The organism is Fusibacter ferrireducens, assembly GCF_015352425.1.
Taxonomy (GTDB): domain Bacteria; phylum Bacillota; class Clostridia; order Peptostreptococcales; family Acidaminobacteraceae; genus Fusibacter_A; species Fusibacter_A ferrireducens.
Map to the genome: position 1 here is coordinate 192540 of NZ_JADKNH010000001.1, position 19298 is coordinate 211837.

General features: G+C 38.2%; 19 protein-coding genes. 16 read left to right on the plus strand and 3 right to left on the minus strand.

Annotated elements, in window-relative coordinates:
• Window positions 1-71: 71 nt before the first annotated feature.
• Window positions 72-1820 (minus strand): Rqc2 family fibronectin-binding protein, encoded by a 1749-nt coding sequence (locus tag ISU02_RS00970; protein WP_194699911.1) that lies wholly within the window; start codon window positions 1818-1820, stop codon window positions 72-74.
• A gap of 199 nt (window positions 1821-2019) precedes the next feature.
• Between ISU02_RS00970 and ISU02_RS00975 the strand changes: the two genes are divergently transcribed.
• The 14 genes from ISU02_RS00975 to ISU02_RS01040 all read left to right on the plus strand — a co-directional run bounded on the left by ISU02_RS00975 (window position 2020) and on the right by ISU02_RS01040 (window position 16600).
• Window positions 2020-2904 (plus strand): YicC/YloC family endoribonuclease, encoded by an 885-nt coding sequence (locus ISU02_RS00975; RefSeq protein ID WP_194699912.1) that lies wholly within the window; start codon window positions 2020-2022, stop codon window positions 2902-2904.
• A gap of 10 nt (window positions 2905-2914) precedes the next feature.
• Entirely contained in the window at window positions 2915-3538 is a 624-nt protein-coding gene (gmk, locus tag ISU02_RS00980; RefSeq protein WP_194699913.1) for a guanylate kinase, read from the plus strand.
• The gene (gene rpoZ / locus ISU02_RS00985) at window positions 3531-3758 is read left to right on the plus strand and encodes a DNA-directed RNA polymerase subunit omega (RefSeq protein WP_069875528.1); all 228 of its coding nucleotides are present in this window, start codon (window positions 3531-3533) and stop codon (window positions 3756-3758) included. Before gmk ends, rpoZ begins: the two co-directional genes overlap by 8 nt.
• 100 nt (window positions 3759-3858) lie before the next feature.
• A complete protein-coding gene (coaBC, locus tag ISU02_RS00990; protein WP_194699914.1) occupies window positions 3859-5073 on the plus strand; it encodes a bifunctional phosphopantothenoylcysteine decarboxylase/phosphopantothenate--cysteine ligase CoaBC in 1215 nt (404 codons plus the stop codon).
• 165 nt (window positions 5074-5238) lie between these two features.
• Entirely contained in the window at window positions 5239-7683 is a 2445-nt protein-coding gene (gene priA, locus ISU02_RS00995) for a primosomal protein N' (RefSeq protein ID WP_194699915.1), read from the plus strand.
• 10 nt (window positions 7684-7693) lie between these two features.
• The gene (def, locus tag ISU02_RS01000; protein WP_194699916.1) at window positions 7694-8161 is read left to right on the plus strand and encodes a peptide deformylase; all 468 of its coding nucleotides are present in this window, start codon (window positions 7694-7696) and stop codon (window positions 8159-8161) included.
• Window positions 8162-9121 carry a methionyl-tRNA formyltransferase gene (fmt, locus tag ISU02_RS01005; protein WP_194699917.1) on the plus strand — a complete coding sequence of 320 codons (960 nt, stop codon included), beginning with the start codon at window positions 8162-8164 and terminating at the stop codon, window positions 9119-9121.
• Between the two features lie 13 nt (window positions 9122-9134).
• Window positions 9135-9812 carry a zinc metallopeptidase gene (locus ISU02_RS01010; protein WP_194699918.1) on the plus strand — a complete coding sequence of 226 codons (678 nt, stop codon included), beginning with the start codon at window positions 9135-9137 and terminating at the stop codon, window positions 9810-9812.
• Window positions 9813-10234: 422 nt separating this feature from the next.
• Window positions 10235-11614, plus strand: coding sequence for a 16S rRNA (cytosine(967)-C(5))-methyltransferase RsmB (gene rsmB, locus ISU02_RS01015; protein ID WP_194699919.1), 1380 nt, complete (start codon window positions 10235-10237; stop codon window positions 11612-11614).
• Between the two features lie 10 nt (window positions 11615-11624).
• On the plus strand, window positions 11625-12338 hold the full coding sequence (locus tag ISU02_RS01020; RefSeq protein ID WP_194699920.1) for a Stp1/IreP family PP2C-type Ser/Thr phosphatase: 714 nt from the start codon (window positions 11625-11627) through the stop codon (window positions 12336-12338).
• An 11-nt stretch (window positions 12339-12349) separates the two neighbouring features.
• On the plus strand, window positions 12350-14356 hold the full coding sequence (gene pknB, locus ISU02_RS01025) for a Stk1 family PASTA domain-containing Ser/Thr kinase (protein ID WP_194699921.1): 2007 nt from the start codon (window positions 12350-12352) through the stop codon (window positions 14354-14356).
• 14 nt (window positions 14357-14370) lie between these two features.
• On the plus strand, window positions 14371-15261 hold the full coding sequence (gene rsgA / locus ISU02_RS01030) for a ribosome small subunit-dependent GTPase A (RefSeq protein ID WP_194699922.1): 891 nt from the start codon (window positions 14371-14373) through the stop codon (window positions 15259-15261).
• A complete protein-coding gene (gene rpe / locus ISU02_RS01035) occupies window positions 15255-15908 on the plus strand; it encodes a ribulose-phosphate 3-epimerase (protein WP_194699923.1) in 654 nt (217 codons plus the stop codon). The genes rsgA and rpe overlap by 7 nt, the downstream gene beginning before the upstream one ends.
• The gene (locus tag ISU02_RS01040) at window positions 15905-16600 is read left to right on the plus strand and encodes a thiamine diphosphokinase (protein WP_194699924.1); all 696 of its coding nucleotides are present in this window, start codon (window positions 15905-15907) and stop codon (window positions 16598-16600) included. Before rpe ends, ISU02_RS01040 begins: the two co-directional genes overlap by 4 nt.
• 123 nt (window positions 16601-16723) lie before the next feature.
• Here ISU02_RS01040 and ISU02_RS01045 read toward each other — a convergent pair whose 3' ends face one another.
• Complete coding sequence (locus ISU02_RS01045; RefSeq protein ID WP_194699925.1) at window positions 16724-17431, minus strand: CTP synthase C-terminal region-related (seleno)protein; 708 nt, start codon at window positions 17429-17431, stop codon at window positions 16724-16726.
• A 133-nt stretch (window positions 17432-17564) separates the two neighbouring features.
• Between ISU02_RS01045 and ISU02_RS01050 the strand changes: the two genes are divergently transcribed.
• Window positions 17565-18452 (plus strand): LysR family transcriptional regulator, encoded by an 888-nt coding sequence (locus ISU02_RS01050; RefSeq protein WP_194699926.1) that lies wholly within the window; start codon window positions 17565-17567, stop codon window positions 18450-18452.
• Between the two features lie 79 nt (window positions 18453-18531).
• On the opposite strand, the gene rpmB is transcribed toward ISU02_RS01050, so the two are convergent.
• The gene (rpmB, locus tag ISU02_RS01055; protein ID WP_194699927.1) at window positions 18532-18723 is read right to left on the minus strand and encodes a 50S ribosomal protein L28; all 192 of its coding nucleotides are present in this window, start codon (window positions 18721-18723) and stop codon (window positions 18532-18534) included.
• A 208-nt stretch (window positions 18724-18931) separates the two neighbouring features.
• Here rpmB and ISU02_RS01060 point away from each other — a divergent pair, with 208 nt between their 5' ends.
• Window positions 18932-19288 carry an Asp23/Gls24 family envelope stress response protein gene (locus ISU02_RS01060; RefSeq protein WP_194699928.1) on the plus strand — a complete coding sequence of 119 codons (357 nt, stop codon included), beginning with the start codon at window positions 18932-18934 and terminating at the stop codon, window positions 19286-19288.
• Window positions 19289-19298: the final 10 nt, after the last annotated feature.

Genomic DNA, 19298 nt, shown 5'->3' on the forward strand with positions numbered 1-19298 from the left:
TTTCACACGCACTGCATTTATGTCAATACAACTGTATTTATGCCAACACATAAGATACATTGGTGCGATATCTATTTTTGAAGCTGTTGGACAAGTGCCACATCTGGTGTGACATAAAGCGTTTTATTTTGGACATAAATCACCATTCCAGGTTTTGCACCATTGGGTTTTGAGACGTTTTTAATAAACGTATAATCCACTGGAACATTGGATGAATCACGTGCTTTTGAGTGATAAGCAGCGATGATTGCAGCTTCGGTCAACGTCGTTTCAGGTACGTCTCGCCCTTCGGTGCGAATGATTACATGGGAACCAGGAATCGTTTTGGTATGAAGCCACACATCCTTGTTTGAGGCGACTTTGGTGGTGAGCTGATCATTTTGCTTATTATTTTTACCGACTATGATTTCAAAACCATCACTGGAGAGGAAGTATTTAAAAACCTCTTTAGGGGACTTACTTCTCTGTTTTGTCCTTTTGATTTTAATAAAGCCTTCTTCGGCAAGTTCTTGCTTGATGCTGTCAATTTCAGAGGGTTCGTCAATGTTGTTTAAAAGCGTAAGCACCTGATCTAAATAGGCCACTTCATCATCGGTTTCTTCAATTTGTGTTTTTAATTCTAGGCGAGCCGTTTTTAATTTATTATACTTTTTAAAGTATTTTTGAGCATTTTCAGAGGGATCCAATCTTATATCCAGAGGGATATCGATGATCTCATTCGTTTCAGTGTAATAATTTTCAAGGGTTGCTACGTTCATACCTTTACTGAGCTTGTAAATATGCGCTAGGATGAGTTCACCATAAACTTTATAAATTTCAGAGTTCTCAGCTGTTTCAAGTTCAATTTTAAGTTTTCGGAGCTTGGCTTCCGATCGATCCAGTCGCTGTTGAACTCTTTTTTTCAGATCATGCGCACGTTGATGATTTTTGAGTTGTTTGTTTTGGGTGCTGTAGTAGAGATCAACTGCTTCATTCAATGTATTTGTTTTTACGACGTGATCATATCCCAAGAGTGTCCCTACGAAGTAGAGTTCCTTTGGAATATCAAAGGCATCATAATAGACAAAACCTTCAGAGCCCAGATGATTTCTAAATGAAATCAGGCCATCTAAGATTTGATCTATATCATGTGAATTGAGTTGACCAATCGGACGATCAAAGTCCATGTCAATTGCATTCAAAACGATTTTAGAGGGCAAGGGGCTGAAGCCTTCAATGATATCATAAAGGCTTTTAAAGACCTTCATCCTAGGAGAAATATTCATTCTGGCATTCATTTCAGCTTTAAATGAATTTTCAACCTCTTTGAGCAATATTTTATTGGATTCTAAAAAATCATACTTTAATCCTGGTAAGATTAAGCGCACTCTGCTCATGTCTGGCGTGATGCGCTTGATGCTATCGATGATGGTAAAGTCTTCCTTAGTCAAAATAAGATTGGAGTGCTTGCCCATAATTTCAATAATCAATTTTTTCTTTTCAAGTTCTCCGAGTTCATTTTTTGCCTCAATTTCAATAATGATAACGCGTTCGTTTCCATGTTGTGAAATGTTGAAAATTCTGCCGCCAGCAATATGTTTTCGCATGAGCATACAAAACATAGGTGCTGTTTTGGGATTTTCTTTTTTCTGAGATGTCAATGCAAAATAGGGCAGAGCACTTTCTACGGAAATAAAAAGGGTGTAATTTTGATTTTTCCCACGTGTAGTTAATGAGAGTTCATCTTTTTCAGGTTGATGAATTTTATCTATTCGCGCACCGATTAAAATAGGTGTAAGTTCTTGAATGAGCTGGCTTACGAAAATACCGTCAAATGCCATAGATGCCTCCTAGTAATGAATGATTATTTAGAAAAAGTATATCACTTCTCATAAAAAAGATAAAGTTTTGATTGTTTATGACCTCTTTCTAGGCTAGATATGATATATTATTAATAGGGTATTTAACACGGGGATAAAGTTGTCATAAAGGGTTAATCTGTGTTATAATCTAATGATGTATGAGTATATGGAGGTAGCAATGATTTACAGTATGACAGGCTTTGGTCGCGGCGAATTTTCAAATGATGCGTTTGATATAACACTGGAAATTAAATCCGTTAACAATAGATATTGTGATATTATCGTTAAGATGCCTAAAAAATTGAATGTATTTGAAGATCGAATTAAGAATACCATCAAGGGGCAACTGTCAAGAGGACGTATTGATGTCTATATCAACTTGGATGAGAAATCCTATGACAATTATGAAGTGCTTGCAAATTTTGATATTTTAGATAAATATGTCAACGTCTACAGAGAAATAAAATCTAGATATGAAATCAAAGATGATGTGACTTTGAGCATGTTGACTCGGATTCAAGAGGGCATTGATGTCTCTTATCTTGAAAGAGGGGAAGAGGAGTATTGGGCGGCAATTGAGCCTGCACTCAACACTGCAATTGAAAACATCTTAGAGATGAGAAGACAAGAAGGACAAAAACTCAAAGAAGACATCCATGAAAAAACAGAGCATATTCGTTCTATTTTGAGTAAAATAGAGGTCATGACGCCACAGATTTTAGAGGCCTACCGTGTTAAAATGAGAGATCGCATTGCAGAGCTTTTAAAAGAACTCAACGCAGAAATAGACGAAGCAAGGCTGGCAAATGAACTTGCTATTTATGCAGATAAAACCAACATCAATGAGGAAATCGTGAGAATTTATTCTCATCTTGCTCAAATTAATACCATATTGGAATCTTCTGAACCAATTGGTCGAAAGTTAGATTTCTTAATTCAAGAGCTTAACAGAGAGGTCAACACCATTGGCTCAAAGTCGCCTGATATAGATATCTCAAATCTTGTGATCGATCTAAAAAGCGAGATTGAACAAATTAGAGAGCAAATTCAAAATATTGAGTAAGGGAGCGTTTATGAACCAAAAGGGCTTATTAATCGTTGTATCTGGGCCATCTGGTGCAGGAAAGGGCACGATTTGTAAAGAATTAATTTCAAGAGATGAAAGCATAATGGTTTCCGTTTCTGCAACCACAAGAGCGCCGAGAAATGGAGAAGTTGAAGGCATTAGCTATCATTATCTGAGCAAAGATCAATTTGAGGCTATGATTGTTTCAGATGGTTTTTTGGAGCATGCAAAGGTTTATGACAATTACTATGGCACGCCGAAGAAGTTTGTAATTGACCATATTGTAAACGGTGACAATGTCTTACTCGAAATTGATATTCAAGGGGCACTCCAAGTCAAAAAGAAGTATCCTGAAGGCATTTTTGTCTTTATTTTGCCACCGTCTATGAAGGAACTTAAAAGCCGCATTGTAGGCCGGGGTAGTGAAACGCCTGAATCTCTTGAAAAAAGACTTTCGAGTGCTTACAGTGAAATCGAATATATTAAAAACTACGATTACTTTATTGTGAATGATAAAGTCGATCATGCAACAGATATTCTGCAATCTATTATTTTAGCTGAAAAGTGTAGGGTTGCTGCTGATATAGAACAAATTGTTTGTAAATTTAAGGAGGAAACAGAAAATGCTTAATCCATCAATTGATGACTTAATCGAAAAAACAGGGAACAGGTATGCACTATGCATTATCGCGTCTAGAAGAGCAAGAACAATTATTGACGGTGAAGATGATGTTTATGATTTTGATGCTGAAAAACCACTTTCAATTGCAATTAATGAAATCATGACTGATAAAGTTGAAGGTTTACATGTTGTTACAGAGTATGCATCAGAAGAAATTAGATTATTCTAAGTTTATATGAAAGCCAATTAAGTGCATCCTATGTTTTCATAGGGTGTATTTTAATAGCATTTTGGAACTATAGAGAAAAAGGGATTAAGGAGGCATTTTTATGAAACTTCAAGGTAAAACAATCGTATTGGGCGTAACTGGTGGGATTGCAGCGTATAAATCTGCCGATGTGGTGAGTCGCCTAAAGAAGCAAGGTGCAGACGTCTATGTGATTATGACTCAAAATAGTACACAATTTATCAGTGCATTAACATTTCAATCTTTATCACAAAATTATGTGGTGACGGATATGTTTGAAGACCCTAAGACTTGGGACGTGGAGCATATTGCACTGGCTAAAAGGGCGGATCTTTTTTTAATTGCACCTGCATCTGCCAACGTGATCGGCAAAATCGCCCACGGCATTGCAGATGATATGTTGACGACAACGGTTATGGCCACAGAAGCGCCCGTTTACTTGGCGGTGGCAATGAATACAAAAATGTATGAGAATCCAATCTTACAAAATAATTTGGCAACACTCAAATCCTATGGCTATCACATTATTGATCCAGGTTCAGGGCGATTGGCTTGTGGGGATGTTGGAGCTGGTAAACTTGCTGAGCCAGAGCGTATCGTGAATGAAGTCATAGCGTATTTTGAAAAGGAAGCTTTAAATTTAGCGCCTAAAGCTTTGGCGGGCAAACGTCTATTGATCACGGCAGGCCCCACACGTGAATCCATTGATCCTGTAAGGTACATCAGCAATGAATCCAGTGGCAAAATGGGTTATGCCATTGCAAAGGTTGCGCTTGAAATGGGCGCAGATGTAACGCTGGTGAGTGGACCAACTTCTATAAAGGCGCCAGAAGGCGTACGTCTAATTCCTGTAGTTTCCACACAGGAGATGTTTGACGCGGTTATGGACAATAAAGAGGTGGATGTCATTATTAAGGCGGCTGCGCCAGCAGATTATAGACCCGCTCAGATGAGCCTAGAGAAAATTAAGAAAAAAGACAGTTCCATGCAAATTGAGATGGTGAAAAACCCAGATATTTTAAAAACACTTGGTGAAATAAAAACCAATCAACTACTGGTGGGCTTTGCGGCTGAAACTCAAAATTTAAAAGCGTATGCACTGGGCAAATTAAATGAAAAAAATCTGGATTTTATTGTGGCCAACAATGTTGCTGAAAAAGGTGCAGGATTTGATGGCGATACCAATATTGTTACGATTTACGATAGAAACGGCACTGAAACGGCTTATGACTGCTTGGAAAAAGAACAGGTGGCGAAAATTGTATTGGATAGAGTCGTTCAAAAACTTTCCGTTTAAGTAATATTAGTAATAAATGAAAGTAAGCGTGTCTAAAGCAAGTGTTAAAAGTGGGCCGTCCTTTAAATTATGATGTCGTTCACGGCAAATGTATGATGTCTAATGTTGGCAGAGGGTTTATGTGGAACGGGCGGTCGATACTCTAAAAAATGATATGAGGCGAACATGTTTGCAAATATTGCAATTTTAAGAAATGTACAAAATTTGGATCAACTTTTTACTTATGAGATACCCCGAAAATTTGGATGGATAGCCAGACCTGGAAGACGCGTCTTAGTGCCTTTTGGCACTTCAGGTCAAGTAGAAGGGGTCATCATTGAATGTAAAACGGACCTTGAAGCCCCGTCTGAATTCGCTATAAAAAAAGTGCGCCATGTTTTTGATGACCAAGTTTATTTAAGTGATAGAGATTTAGAAGTTGTGGATTATATGAGAGCTCAATACATGTGCACCTATACAGAGGCAATACAGCTCTTTTTACCTTCTGGTACAATGACGACGCAACTTAAAAAGTACAGCATCACTGAAAAAGGCATGCTTCATCAAGCTGAACTCAACGAAAGAGAGCGTGAAATCGTCAGCCAGATCATGTCTTTTGACATGTTGGAATTGAGTCAGATTGAAACGTCGTTCTCCGAGAAGATCAAAACACAGATTTTAAGCAAACTCACAGCTAAAAAATGGCTTGATCTACATTATGACTATAAGGATGTCGTTAAGGATCGCTATGTGGAAGTGGTACATGTAGTGGGCGATTTAGAGGCATATCTCATGTCAATTCCTAAACGTTACACAGCAAGAATCAAACTCTGTGAAGTGCTTATTGAAAACCCGATCATTGAAAAGATCAAATTGGTTAAGGACTATAGCATTAGTCGAACGGTTATTGATAAATTTATCGAAGAGGACTTGATAGAGATAGAGTTCAAAGAAGATCGGCGTATGCCTTTATTTATGGCCTCACTTGAAAGTAAAAAAAATATTGAATTAAACTCTGAACAACGAGAGGTGTATGATGAAATTATCGCGCGTTTCGAATCTGGTGATCAAAATGATTTTCTAATTCATGGGATTACAGGCAGTGGTAAAACGGAAGTTTATGCTGAACTCATTGAATACATGATTTCAAAAGGTAAAAAGACGGTGCTTTTAGTGCCAGAAATTTCATTGACGCCACAAATTGTGTCGCGGTTCGTGAGTCGTTTTGGTGACAAGCGTATTGCGCTTCTGCATTCCAAGATTTCGAATGGTGAAAAACATGATCAATGGAAGGGCATTCGTCAAGGCGACTACGATGTGATCATTGGGGCACGTTCTGCCGTTTTTACCCCTTCTGATGATATAGGGCTCATTATTATTGACGAAGAGCATGAAAATTCTTATCGTTCAGAAAAGCGCCCGCGTTATGAAACTTACGATATTGCGAAACTGAGAATGAAGCTCCTTGGTGGGATTCTCGTTGCAGGATCGGCGACACCGTCCTTGACTTCGTACTATGATGCGAAGCGTGGTAAGCGTGATCTGCTAAGTCTTAAGAAAAGGTTTAACAATCAATCCCTCCCTGCTATGGAAATCGTTGATATGAGACGCGAACTAGAAGAGGGCAATATGTCTATTTTAAGTAGACGTCTGTTCGCCGCCATAGAGTCAAGGCTTGAAAAGGGCGAACAAAGTATTATATTTCTCAACCGAAAGGGGCATTCTACATTTGTTTCCTGTAGGCGTTGCGGCTATGCGATGGCATGTCCGAATTGTGATGTTACTTTGACTTACTTCAAAACAGAAAAAACGGTTAAATGTAATTATTGTGGCTATGAATCCTATGTGCCTAAAAAGTGTCCCGAATGTGAAAGTCAATATTTTAAATTCTTTGGTGTAGGCACTGAAAAAGTAGAAGAATCCTTGAGAAAATATTTTAAAAATGCGACTATTGCCAGGATGGATCGCACGACAACGTCAAAAAAAGGTAGCCTTGAAGCTATGATTGCAGATATTGAAACGGACAAAACGGACATACTCATTGGAACACAAATGGTGACAAAGGGTTTTGACTTTAAGAATGTAACACTCGTGGGCATATTATCTGCTGATCTGATGTTCAATTTTCCGAGCTATCAGGCCTCTGAACGAACTTATCAACTGGTAAACCAAGTGGCTGGTAGAGGTGGACGTGGCGAGAAGGCAAGTGAAGTTATTTTACAAACTTACACCCCAGATCATTATGCAATCAACATTGCAGACTACGAAACTTTTTTTAAGGTTGAAATGAACTATAGGGAGATGCGGAAGTACCCACCCTATTTTAAGTTGATCAATCTTTTGGTCATATCGAAGTCTGAAAATACGGCCATGTCATATGCGCAGAAGGCACATACTTTTCTATATAAGAATTTTTTAAAAAAAGATTTACAAAATAAGCTAGAATTATACCCGACTTCTCCTGCATTATTAAAGAAGATAGACGGACAGTACAGATGGCAAATTCTCATCAAATGTCCACCTGAGTTATTGAATATGATTATGAGATATTTTAAAATATTAGAAGATGAATTTATTAAAATTGACGCATGTAGCCTGCAAATTGATCTAGATGCGAGAAACATTTTATAGGAGGCGAACAATGGCAATACGCACCATTAGATTAGAAGATGATCCAATTCTTAGGAAGACATCCAAGCAAGTCACAAAGTTTGATAAAAAATTGGAACAGCTGGTGGATGATATGATAGAGACCATGCACGATGCTGAGGGGGTTGGTCTGGCTGCGCCGCAAATTGGCGTTCTCAAACGGGTTGTGGTGATTGATTTATATGATGATGAAGGCCCTTTTGAATTAATTAACCCAGAGATTGTGGAAACAAGAGGAGAGCAATGTAAGTTTGAAGGGTGTTTGAGCGTGCCGGGCAAAAGCGGCAAAGTGATTAGACCTGAATATACAAAGGTGAGATTTCAAGATGTACATGGCGATTTTTATGAAGTTGAAGGTGAAGAACTTCTTGCAATTGTCCTTTGTCATGAAATTGACCATCTAAATGGTATTCTGTATATTGACAAGCAAATAGAAGTATTAGAAGATGAGGCGTTGTAGATGAAGATTATTTTTATGGGCACTCCGGAATTCTCAGTGGGCACGCTTGAAGCGTGTATTCAGCATCACGATGTTATTGGTGTCTTTACACAACCTGATAAGCCAAAGGGCAGAGGGAAGCAAATGACCAAACCACCTGTTAAAGTAGTGGCAGAGGCACATGATATCAGCGTATTTCAGCCTGATCGCATCAAAAAGGGTGATTGGACACAATTGATAAGAGAGCTTGCACCAGATTGTATCGTGGTGGTGGCATATGGACAAATCCTTTCAAAGGCAATTCTAGAGATTCCTAAGTATGGTTGTATTAACGTTCACGCATCGCTCTTGCCAAAGCTTAGAGGTGCCGCACCGATTAATTGGGCTATTGTAAATGGTGAAGTAGAGACGGGTGTTACCACCATGAAGATGGATGTTGGCTTAGATACAGGCGATATGCTTCTTAAGGAGACAATCCAGATTGATGATGAGATGACAGCAGGTGAACTTCACGATCATTTAGCCATTATGGGTGCACAGCTGTTGGTGAAGACTTTAGAAGGTCTGGAAAATGACAGCATTGTCCCAGAAAAGCAAGATGACAATCACTTCACGTATGCGCCGATGTTAAATAAAGAACTTGCACGTATGGATTGGCATTTGAGTGCAAAGCGTATCAAAAATTTAATAAGAGGCTTCAATCCTTGGCCAGTGGCACATACGACTTATCAAGGAAAGACTTTAAAAGTTTATAAAGCAAATGCATTGGCGATGGAGGATTTAGATGCATTGGAGCTTACGAATTATCATAAGATCAGTGCACACGGTGCTGTAATCGGTGTCCGGAAAAATAGCATTTTGATCAAGGCGGAGTCATCTGTACTGGAGATTTTGGAAATACAGTGGGGAAGTGCCAAGAGAATGCCCTGTGGTGCTTTTTTATTAGGGCATTCCGTTGAAATTGGCACTCAACTAATTTAGAGGAGGTATCCATATGTATTATGGAAGCGGTTATTTTATGCTGTTTATTTTAATGATCCTTGCGTCATTTGCAAATATGGGTGTAAAAAATACATTCACCAAATATCATAAAGTGAGAAATGCAAGAGGTCTTACAGGTGCCCAAGCGGCTGAACAAATTTTGAGAAGTAATGGCATCTATGACGTGAGTGTTGAACGCGTCAGTGGTTACTTGTCGGATCATTATGATCCAAGATCCAAGACGATAAGATTATCAGAGCCAGTGTATGACAATCCTTCAGTGGCGTCTGTAAGTGTTGCCTGTCACGAAGCGGGTCATGCATTACAACATGAAAATGGCTATATACCATTATCTCTTAGAACAGCGGTTTTACCTGCGGCTCAACTGGGCTCAAAAGCGGCTTGGCCGTTGCTGATTGCAGGGGTTATTCTTTCACTTCCAATGTTTATCAACATTGGTGTGATCTTTTTCAGTTTTTCGGTGCTTTTTCAGCTGATCACTTTACCAGTTGAATTCAATGCGAGTTCAAGAGCGCTCAGAATGATGAATGAGTACGGTATTTTAATAGACGATGAAAACAAGCATGCGAGAAAAGTCTTAACCGCTGCTGCGATGACATATGTGGCTGCTGCAGCAATTGCAGTAGGACAACTTATCCGATTCTTACTCATGGCAAATCGAAGAAACTAGCCTTTAGGATAGAAAGTATTATTTGTAAAGCACATCGATGTGGTATGATATGTGATTCGCATGTCACAAATTGAAGTTTTACCTTTTAAAATGATGTATGCCATATTTTTAAAAATGAGTCCTTGATTGTGACTAGATGATACAAGAGCTGATTTATTGACGTCTGAAGGCGCTCCGCAGGCAAGTACTGCCGAGGACCAGTCTCCGAAAAAGGTCAATAAATCAGCTCTTGTTTGCGCAATACCACAATGCCACACATTCAATATTAAGTTTATTTGATAAAAATTCAAATTTGGTTATCAATGAGGATTAGATTTGATATAATTAGGGATGATTTTATTTTATATAAATTTCCTATAAAGATTATATAAGAGAGAAAGATTATATAAAAAAGATTATATGGAAGAGAAAATGGGTGAATTATGAAAATAAATGCTAGAAAGATGGCACTTCGAATTTTAGGTCAAATTGATACGGAAAAATCTTTTTCACATATTGCCTTGAATCGATATTTCGATCAATATGACATGGATTCAGTGGATAGAAGATTTATCAGCTATTTGGTACTGGGTGTACTTGAAAATAAAATGCTCTTAGATTTTTATATTAGAAAATTGTCAAAATTGAGATTTGGAAAGATTCATCATGAAGTGGTTAATATTTTAAGGATGGGCCTTTATCAGATCGAGTTTATGTCAAAAGTGCCAGACTCAGCGGCTGTTGATGAGTGTGTGAAGCTTGCTAAAAAAATAAGTCCTGAGCAAGGAAAATATGTGAATGGCGTATTAAGAACTTTTATCAGAGAAAAGAATAAAATTGAATTGCCAGATGCTAAAAGACATCCAAGCACTCATTTGAGTATTCTTTATTCACATCCTGAATGGCTGGTGGAAAGATGGATCGCACAATTTGGAAAGAATTTCACAGAGACCCTGTTGAAAGCCAATAACAACAGGCCCAATTTGATTATTAGAGTTAATCCCTTGAAAATCACAGTGTCATCACTGCAAAAGCGTCTTGATGAAGCCGGTGTCGTCTATGAACCTTCACTGTATATCAAAGATGCCCTTGTGATCAAGTCTCTAAACGCGTTGTCTTTTGAAACCCTTCCTGGTTTTGAAGAAGGCCTTTTTCAAGTTCAAGATGAGAGTTCGATGTTTGTCGGCATCCTATCAGATGTAAAGGCAGGTCAAACGGTTGTGGATGTCTGTGCCGCACCTGGCGGCAAAGCGACACATGTGGCACAACTTATGAATAACACGGGTGTTGTTTATGCTCGAGATTTACATGAACATAAACTCAGTCTCATTATGGAAAATGTTGAGCGGTTGGGCTTAAAAAATGTTAAGGCGCAAGTGTTTGATGCGGCACTCTTTGATAAAGAACTTGAGCATAAAGCCGATGTGGTTCTGGTGGACGCACCTTGTTCTGGATTAGGTATCATCAGACGAAAACCGGATATTAAATACAATAAATCCATAGAAGAATTGGCGGGACTTTCAGATCTTCAAAAGCGCATTTTGAGCACATCATCAGAATATGTTAAGGATCAGGGGACTTTAATTTATAGTACTTGTACTTTGAATTTAGAAGAGAATGAAGCTGTTGTAAACTGGTTTTTAGAGCATCATCCAAAATTCAGATTGGATAGAGATCAAGGCGGACACCTTTCAAAGGCGAGAAGAATGTTGTTGACGGAGAAAGGCATTGACCTTGTTATGGATACAGAGATGCTTAAGCTTTTTCCGAACAAACATGGCACAGATGGTTTTTTTATTGCTAAAATGATTAAAATTGGATAAGAGGTGTTGGATGAGAACATTTTCGCAAACAGATGTAGGCAGAAGAAGAGATAACAACGAAGATTATGTTTTGGTAAATGAGACCATTAAGCTTTACATTGTGGCAGATGGCATGGGAGGGCACAATGCTGGCGAGGTTGCTTCTAAAATTGCATGTGAATCCATAAAAAATGCGATTCAAACAAAGTGCCATGAAGGTCATTTTGATTTTGAAAAAGAGATTGGAGCCATTTTGAATGAAGCAAACATGGCGATTAAAAAATATGGTGACAACAGGTCTGAATATAGCAATATGGGGACCACTGTGGTCGTTGCATATTTGGATCATGAAATGCTTCATGTAGCAAATGTAGGCGATAGTCGGCTTTATATGGTCAATGATGAAACACTTCATCAGATTACGAAAGACCACTCCCTTGTGGCTGAACTCTTAAAAATTGGCAGCATAAGTGAAGTGGAGGCGGCTAATCATCCGGATAAAAACATCATCACCAGTGCTTTAGGTGTGGATGAAAAGTTTGATTTTTATCAGACGAAGATACCTTATTTTGAATATAAGTATATATTGTTGTGTACAGACGGACTTACTAATATGTTAAGTAAAGAGGAAATATTTGAAATCATTAATAACAATGAGTCGGATGTCATTCCTAATAAATTGATTGAATCAGCAAATGAAAACGGTGGCTTGGATAATGTGACTGTTGTTTGCATAGAATTGTAAGGAGGATATTCATGACGAGTATCATTGGAACTGTTTTAGATAAGCGCTATGAGATCATAGAAATTGTGGGTTCTGGCGGTATGGCTACTGTTTATAGAGCGAAGGATCTCATTTTAAATCGCATGGTGGCGGTTAAAATACTCAAAAGAGAATTGAGTAATGATGAAGATTTTGTAATGAAGTTTGAAAAAGAATCACAATCAGCGGCAAGTCTTTCTCATCCAAACATCGTTAATATTTTTGATGTTGGATTAGATCAGGGCATGCACTATATTATCATGGAACTTGTAACAGGGAACACGCTTCGAGATTATCTCAATAAAATGAATGGCTTTATGAAGGAAGAAGCTGTTATCAACATTACGTTGCAAATTGCTTCTGCGCTCAATAATGCCCATCAAAATAATATTATTCACAGAGATATCAAGTCTCAAAATATTCTTGTAAATGAGCAGGGCAGCATCAAAGTGGCGGATTTTGGAATTGCCAGAGCCACGACTAAATCCACTATTGTCAACACAAAAGAGGTTGTTGGTTCAGTGCATTATACTTCTCCTGAACAGGCACGCGGGGGCTATGTGGATGAGAGAAGCGACATTTATTCACTTGGTATCTTGATGTATGAACTTACAACGAAGGAATTGCCCTATGTGGCGGATACGCCTGTTGCAGTGGCACTTAAGCATCTTAAGGATGAGTTGCCGGATCTAAGGCTTGTCAACGATCAAATAAGTGAAGGTCTAGTGTCTATTATTCATAAGGCCACCCAAAAAGATTTAAACATGAGATATCAATCTGTAAGTGAGATGATTGAGGATTTAAAGCATGTCAGAAATGACAAACACTATGTTGTTGAAGAACATATCTATTTGAATGATGAAACGATGGTATTACCTAAAATAACAGAGGAAGATATAATGAATCATCAATTGAAGAAGCAAAATCAAAACCATTCTGCTAAAGGCAAAATGCCTAAGAACTCGTCAGAGGATGAACAAAAAAATATGAAGCGCAAAAAAGGGGGTAAGAAGGCACCCGTCAATAAACTCAATGCGACACTGGTTGTCTTGGCTGCACTTCTGCTTTCTCTACTTGTTTTTTCAGTTTTTGCCATTAATAAAATTCAAGACATGTTTAAAACCGAAATCGTATTAATGCCATATGTCACAGGATTACCCTCTGAAGAAGCCATTAGGATTTTAAATGAAAAGGGGCTCATTGCAGATACAACAGAAAAACGTTTTGACAATACGGTTGAACAAGGTCATGTTATTTCACAATCTTTGCCAGAAGGTGAAGAACTTAAAGAAGGCTATACGATAAACCTTGTGATCAGTAACGGACCGGTGCTCGTAACCACACCGAATGTATTACATCAAACACTTCAAAAAGCTACTGTAATGATTGAAAATGTGGGATTGACAATTGGAGAACCCACATATGAGTTCGATGATTTACCCGCGGGAATGATCATTCAACAAACGCCAAAAGCAGGTGTGAAAGTAAAAGAAGGCGAAACGGTTGAAATCGTCATAAGCCAAGGGGTTAAGATTACAACTGTACTCATTCCGAATTTAGCTGGCAATACGCTTGCAGAAGCTGAAAAAGCCCTTAAAGATTTGGGGTTAAAGGTGGGGAAAGTTGAAGAACTTTCAAGTGAAGACGTTGAAAAAGGGCTTGTTATTTCAAATGCAGGTGTGGGTTCGGAGGCAAAACAAGGCGCTTCTGTTAACTTGAGCATAAGTACAGGACCTGATTCTACTGATCCACAAGTAGACCCTACTACAGGTGCCGAGTTGACTTCAAGGTTATTTGTGATTCCGACGGATACTTTTATCAATGATCCAGAAGCGATAAAAGTTGAGATGGTTCAAGGGGAAGTCACTACAGTTGTCTATGAAAAGACACATGCAAAAGATGAAAAAGAAGTGAAGTTTACAATAAAAGGCACTGGTTCTGCAGTGATTAATATCTACTTCAGTGGGCAGTTGGTTAGTACACAATACGTTGAGTTCTAAAAAAGGAGTTGTAAATGGACTACGGTATCATCTTTAAGGGGATTGGCGGATTTTACTATGTGAAATTTAACGATTCTATTTACGAATGCAAGGCAAGAGGTAAGTTTAAAAATCAAAAGATTACGCCGCTGGTGGGAGATTATGTCCGAATCAGTATCCAAGATGAGGATAAAAAATTAGGTATGATTGAAGAAATTCTTGAACGCAAAACGGAACTCTTGCGTCCCACTGTTGCGAATGTCAATCAAGCGATAATTGTCTTCTCTATAAAAAATCCACTGCCTAACATCATTCTTTTGGACAAAATGCTTGTTTTGGCAGAGCAATCAGGTCTTGATATTGTCATTTGCTTTAATAAGGCAGACCTCGATGTGGATTTTGATTATGAGAAGTATGAAGCTATTTATCATCGCATAGGATATCCGGTTTTAAAGACATGTGCCCTTGAAGGTGAGGGGATTGATGCGTTAAGTGTATATCTTCAAGATAAGATCACTGTTTTTTCTGGACCGTCAGGTGTCGGTAAGTCGTCGCTTTTAAATGCGGTTCACGAGGGGTTCACCTTGCAGACTGGCGAGATCAGTGAAAAGATTAAGAGAGGAAAACATACCACGAGACATTCTGAGCTCATGGAACTCAAAAATGGGGGGATCGTTGTAGATACACCTGGTTTTACCTCCCTGTCGATGCACGAAGTGGCACCTGAGGATTTGAAAGAATATTTTATAGAATTCAGAATGCAGGGCGAGTCTTGTCGATTTGACAATTGCATGCATTTGAATGAGCCGGGATGTGCGGTTAAAGAGGCTGTTGAAAGACATGATATTTCCAAAGATCGTTATGAAGCTTATCTCTATATATTGAATGAAATTAATGAACTTAAAAGGAGACAAAAAAAATGGTAAAACTAGCGCCATCAATACTATCAGCAGATTTTTCAAGATTGTTAGAGCATGTTAAAGAGGTCGAAGCAGCAGGTGCAGAATATCTGCACGTGGATGTTATGGATGGTCATTTTGTACCCAATATATCTTTTGGAGCACCCATTTTAAGATCATTAAAGGGTAAGACGAATCTATTTGTCGACGTACATTTGATGATTGAAAATCCAGATCAATATGTGAAAGATTTTGTCGATGCAGGTGCTGATTTGATCAATGTGCACATTGAAGCGTGTCCTCATATTCATCGGACGCTTCAATATATCAAATCGCTGGGCGTAAAAGCTGGTGTTACACTTAATCCAGGAACGCCTCTGGTGGTGCTGGAAGAGGTTTTATCCTATGTAGATATGGTTTTGCTCATGTCTGTCAATCCTGGATTTGGTGGACAGAGTTATATTGAAGCTACCACAGATAAGATCTTCAGATTGAAAACCATGATTGATGACAGAGGGTTAGATATCGACATCCAAGTGGATGGTGGCATAAAACTGGATAATGTCAAAACGGTGGTTGATGCTGGCGCAAATGTTATTGTGGCCGGTTCGGCGATTTTTAATACGGACAATATCAACGATACTGTTTTGGCTTTTAGAGAAGCGATCAAATGAAAAAGGTCGCCCTGATAGTGCTTAATGGTTTTTATAACGATTATGATGCACTTAAAATAATATTGGAAGAACAATTTAAAGATGAGAGCCCTGAGATTGTATTGGGTGTCGATGGTGGTACCAATCATCTTGAAGCGCTAGGGCTAGAGCCGACGCATATTTTGGGAGATTTTGATTCCATTGAGAATATTGAAGTTCATAAACAGAGATTTAAAGAGGCGGCATGGCTCGTATATCCCTCTGAAAAAGATTATACAGATTCAGAACTCGCCTTTGAAACTGCAAAAGGTCTAGGTTGTAATGAAGCAATAGTTCTAGGTGCTTTTGGCGGACGAATGGATCATATGTTGGGAACGGTGTTCTTACTCAATCGCTTTAGCGATATCATGCAAATTGAAATGCTAGATGTCCATAACCGTATAAAATTGATTGAAGGCCCTGTTCAGTATGTCTTAGAAAAGGAAAAGGTGCCTTATCAGTATGTTTCACTTATCCCTTTATCTGCTCAAGCGACGGGCATTGATTTAATCGGATTTAAATATCCGCTGAATAGAGCTACTATAAATCTAGGTGAGACAGTTGGCATTAGTAATGAAATCATTGACGATATAGCCATGATTTCATTTGTCTCGGGAAAGTTGCTCATGATTTTCTCAAAAGATTCAATTGAAAAAAACACAGGCTTGAAATAGAGATTGCCTGTGTTTTTCTTTTGAGATCAAAGTGAATCCTTCTCAAAGTCAATCCTTGAGCTAGGGACCAGAGGTTGAACAAGGAACAGGTGAAAAGAGAGATGAGATTGTTAGGGTCTGCTGTTAAACGGAGGCCTTGTCGCAGACTGCATCTATAAAACCGCCGATGATCGGATGTGGATTCTCTCTAGTGGATTTGGATTGCGGCACGAACAATGTCGCCATGAAGAATTTTTTGTCGGTCAATTCCAATATTCGAATTTCATTTTCTTGGTCAATTCCCGAAAACATTAGAGTAGGATGTACGAGTTTGTGGAGAAAATCTGGATTGATGCCGAAATTGCAATAGTAATCTTCGCTTGCCATACTCGCGCCATAGAATTCAAAAGCTTTTGTGCCTTCTTTTATGTTCACTTGCATTGTTTTGCCTGCTAGAGAACAGACCAGCTTATTGATAAAAAGTTCTGAAGATTCGGGATTATATTCCTCGTGTTGCGCAGCTTCATAGCCTAACATATCTTTTGCAATTTCCACGACTGAATGTTGGAAGCCAGCACAAGTTCCAAGATGTGGGACGTCATTGTTCCTAGCATATTCAATGGCATTCAGAGCACCTTTTAGGCTGTTAAAGGGACTTCCGGGCGCACTCCATATCCCGTGATAATCCTTGAGCATTTTAGAGGGATTCTCTTCAAGTAAATTCGTATCAATCCAGTTGTATTCTATTTTACAATTTTTGATAACTGAAAAATCTTCTAAAGCGGAGTTTAATTTTACGTGCGTTGAATTGTTTGACTTAAATTCTCCTATGACAGCAATTTTTAAAATCATGGTGGACCTCCCTTGAAATATAATGAGTGATGGTTCTAACTATGGTGCTATTTTAATTTAAAATTTTGGTCTTGTAAAATGAATGTTTATCATATATAGTATGAGTTATTAATCATGTATAGGGGTGTTATTCATGACTTTAAATCAAATTGAAATATTTTTAAAAACAGTGGCATATAAGAATTTTACTAAGGCAGGTGAAGATATAGGCATGACTCAATCTGCAGTGAGTCACGCAATTGTAAATCTAGAGAAAGACTTGGGCGTGAAGTTGTTTGAAAGATCCAAAAAAGGCATTGAGTTGACGGCCAGTGGATCTGAAATCAACGAGCACATGCAAGCTATTTATAAACATGTCCATGCAATTTATGAATCGGTTGAAACTAAGGTTAAATTGCCCAAGTGTACAATTCGAATTGGCGTCTTTTCAAGCATTTCTTCATCTATTTTGCCCAAAATAATCAGGACATATAATGAGATTTATCCTCAGGTGAAAATTGCATTATTTGAAGGGACCGACCAAGAAATTATAGAATGGCTTGATGAAGGCGTCGTGGACATTGCTTTTATAACACTTCCCAATGAGAAATATTACAGCAAATATGTGATTCAAGATGAAATGAAAGTGATTTTATCTGAAGGGCATCCATTAAGTCGTTATAAATCTGTGGATTTAAAACAACTTGGTGGAGAGCCTTTTATCATGTCCAATGGGGGCTGCGAACCCTTCGTATTGGAAATTCTAGAAAATGGCATTCAAGGAGATGGCGGATGGGCTCTACCAGAAATATCGTATAGGGTAAATCATGTAAGTACCATTATACAAATGGTGAGAGAAGCGCTTGGAGTCTCTATTGTACCGGAATTATCCATAAGAAATGAGCAGATGGAAGGCGTAATTGTAAAGTCTTTAAGACCACCCGTTTATAGACGAATTGCCATTGCATCAAGGAAGGTGCCGGATGAAAATCCCGTCATTAAGACTTTTATAGACAAGGTGAGCAGAGCGGCTCAATTTTGAAGTGTCAAAAAATGCAAAAAAAAATCATATGACTCATGATCATATGATTTGCTTTCTGTGTTTGATTTTACGGGTTCAATTATACTGCTCTTTCAACTTTACCAGAACGTAAACATCTACTACACACTTTGATTCTCTTAGTACCGCCATTGATAGATGCTTTAACGCTTCTTAAGTTTGGAGACCAAGTTCTTCTATTATGGTTGTTAGCGTGGCTGACAGTATTTCCAGATACTTTACCTTTGCCACAGATTTCACATGCTCTTGCCATTTATGACACCTCCTTCGAGTGATTACTCTTAACATAACAAATTTATTTTATCAGAGACGGACGCTTATTTCAAGTCTTAAATACCTTAATTCTAATCTTTTTTGTAATATTTATAGGAAGAAGTGCTTATTTTCTTGATATTGGATAGATATTGCTATAAAATTAGATTAAATGATTGAATACTCTTAAATAGAAGGAGGGGCATAATATGTCAATCAAAATTCAAAATGAATTAGGCGATGTTATTATAGATGCGGATGTAGTTTCAACAATTGCAGGCCTTGCAGCGATGGAATGCTATGGCTTGGTAGGCATGACGTATAAATCTGCAAGAAGCGGACTTGCAAAAATTCTAAAGGGCGAACACCTTTCAAAAGGGGTGGAAGTAACCGTAGAGGAAACAGGTGTGATTGTTACTTTATACGTGATCATTCAATTTGGAACTAAGATTTCTGTCGTAGCTGAAAATATCATTGAAAAAGTAAAATATAACGTTGAAAACCTCACTGGATTAAATGTTCTCGAGGTTAATCTTAATATCGAAGGCGTACGCGTTCAAGAGTAACTAGGAGGAA

Bases quoted from the DNA above. Each gene is read 5' to 3' on its own strand.
- ISU02_RS00970 (WP_194699911.1), bottom strand. From the start codon at position 1,820: ATGGCATTTGACGGTATTTTCGTAAGCCAGCTCATTCAAGAACTTACA.
- ISU02_RS00975 (WP_194699912.1), top strand. From the start codon at position 2,020: ATGATTTACAGTATGACAGGCTTTGGTCGCGGCGAATTTTCAAATGAT.
- gmk (WP_194699913.1), top strand. From the start codon at position 2,915: ATGAACCAAAAGGGCTTATTAATCGTTGTATCTGGGCCATCTGGTGCA.
- rpoZ (WP_069875528.1), top strand. From the start codon at position 3,531: ATGCTTAATCCATCAATTGATGACTTAATCGAAAAAACAGGGAACAGG.
- coaBC (WP_194699914.1), top strand. From the start codon at position 3,859: ATGAAACTTCAAGGTAAAACAATCGTATTGGGCGTAACTGGTGGGATT.
- priA (WP_194699915.1), top strand. From the start codon at position 5,239: ATGTTTGCAAATATTGCAATTTTAAGAAATGTACAAAATTTGGATCAA.
- def (WP_194699916.1), top strand. From the start codon at position 7,694: ATGGCAATACGCACCATTAGATTAGAAGATGATCCAATTCTTAGGAAG.
- fmt (WP_194699917.1), top strand. From the start codon at position 8,162: ATGAAGATTATTTTTATGGGCACTCCGGAATTCTCAGTGGGCACGCTT.
- ISU02_RS01010 (WP_194699918.1), top strand. From the start codon at position 9,135: ATGTATTATGGAAGCGGTTATTTTATGCTGTTTATTTTAATGATCCTT.
- rsmB (WP_194699919.1), top strand. From the start codon at position 10,235: ATGAAAATAAATGCTAGAAAGATGGCACTTCGAATTTTAGGTCAAATT.
- ISU02_RS01020 (WP_194699920.1), top strand. From the start codon at position 11,625: ATGAGAACATTTTCGCAAACAGATGTAGGCAGAAGAAGAGATAACAAC.
- pknB (WP_194699921.1), top strand. From the start codon at position 12,350: ATGACGAGTATCATTGGAACTGTTTTAGATAAGCGCTATGAGATCATA.
- rsgA (WP_194699922.1), top strand. From the start codon at position 14,371: ATGGACTACGGTATCATCTTTAAGGGGATTGGCGGATTTTACTATGTG.
- rpe (WP_194699923.1), top strand. From the start codon at position 15,255: ATGGTAAAACTAGCGCCATCAATACTATCAGCAGATTTTTCAAGATTG.
- ISU02_RS01040 (WP_194699924.1), top strand. From the start codon at position 15,905: ATGAAAAAGGTCGCCCTGATAGTGCTTAATGGTTTTTATAACGATTAT.
- ISU02_RS01045 (WP_194699925.1), bottom strand. From the start codon at position 17,431: ATGATTTTAAAAATTGCTGTCATAGGAGAATTTAAGTCAAACAATTCA.
- ISU02_RS01050 (WP_194699926.1), top strand. From the start codon at position 17,565: ATGACTTTAAATCAAATTGAAATATTTTTAAAAACAGTGGCATATAAG.
- rpmB (WP_194699927.1), bottom strand. From the start codon at position 18,723: ATGGCAAGAGCATGTGAAATCTGTGGCAAAGGTAAAGTATCTGGAAAT.
- ISU02_RS01060 (WP_194699928.1), top strand. From the start codon at position 18,932: ATGTCAATCAAAATTCAAAATGAATTAGGCGATGTTATTATAGATGCG.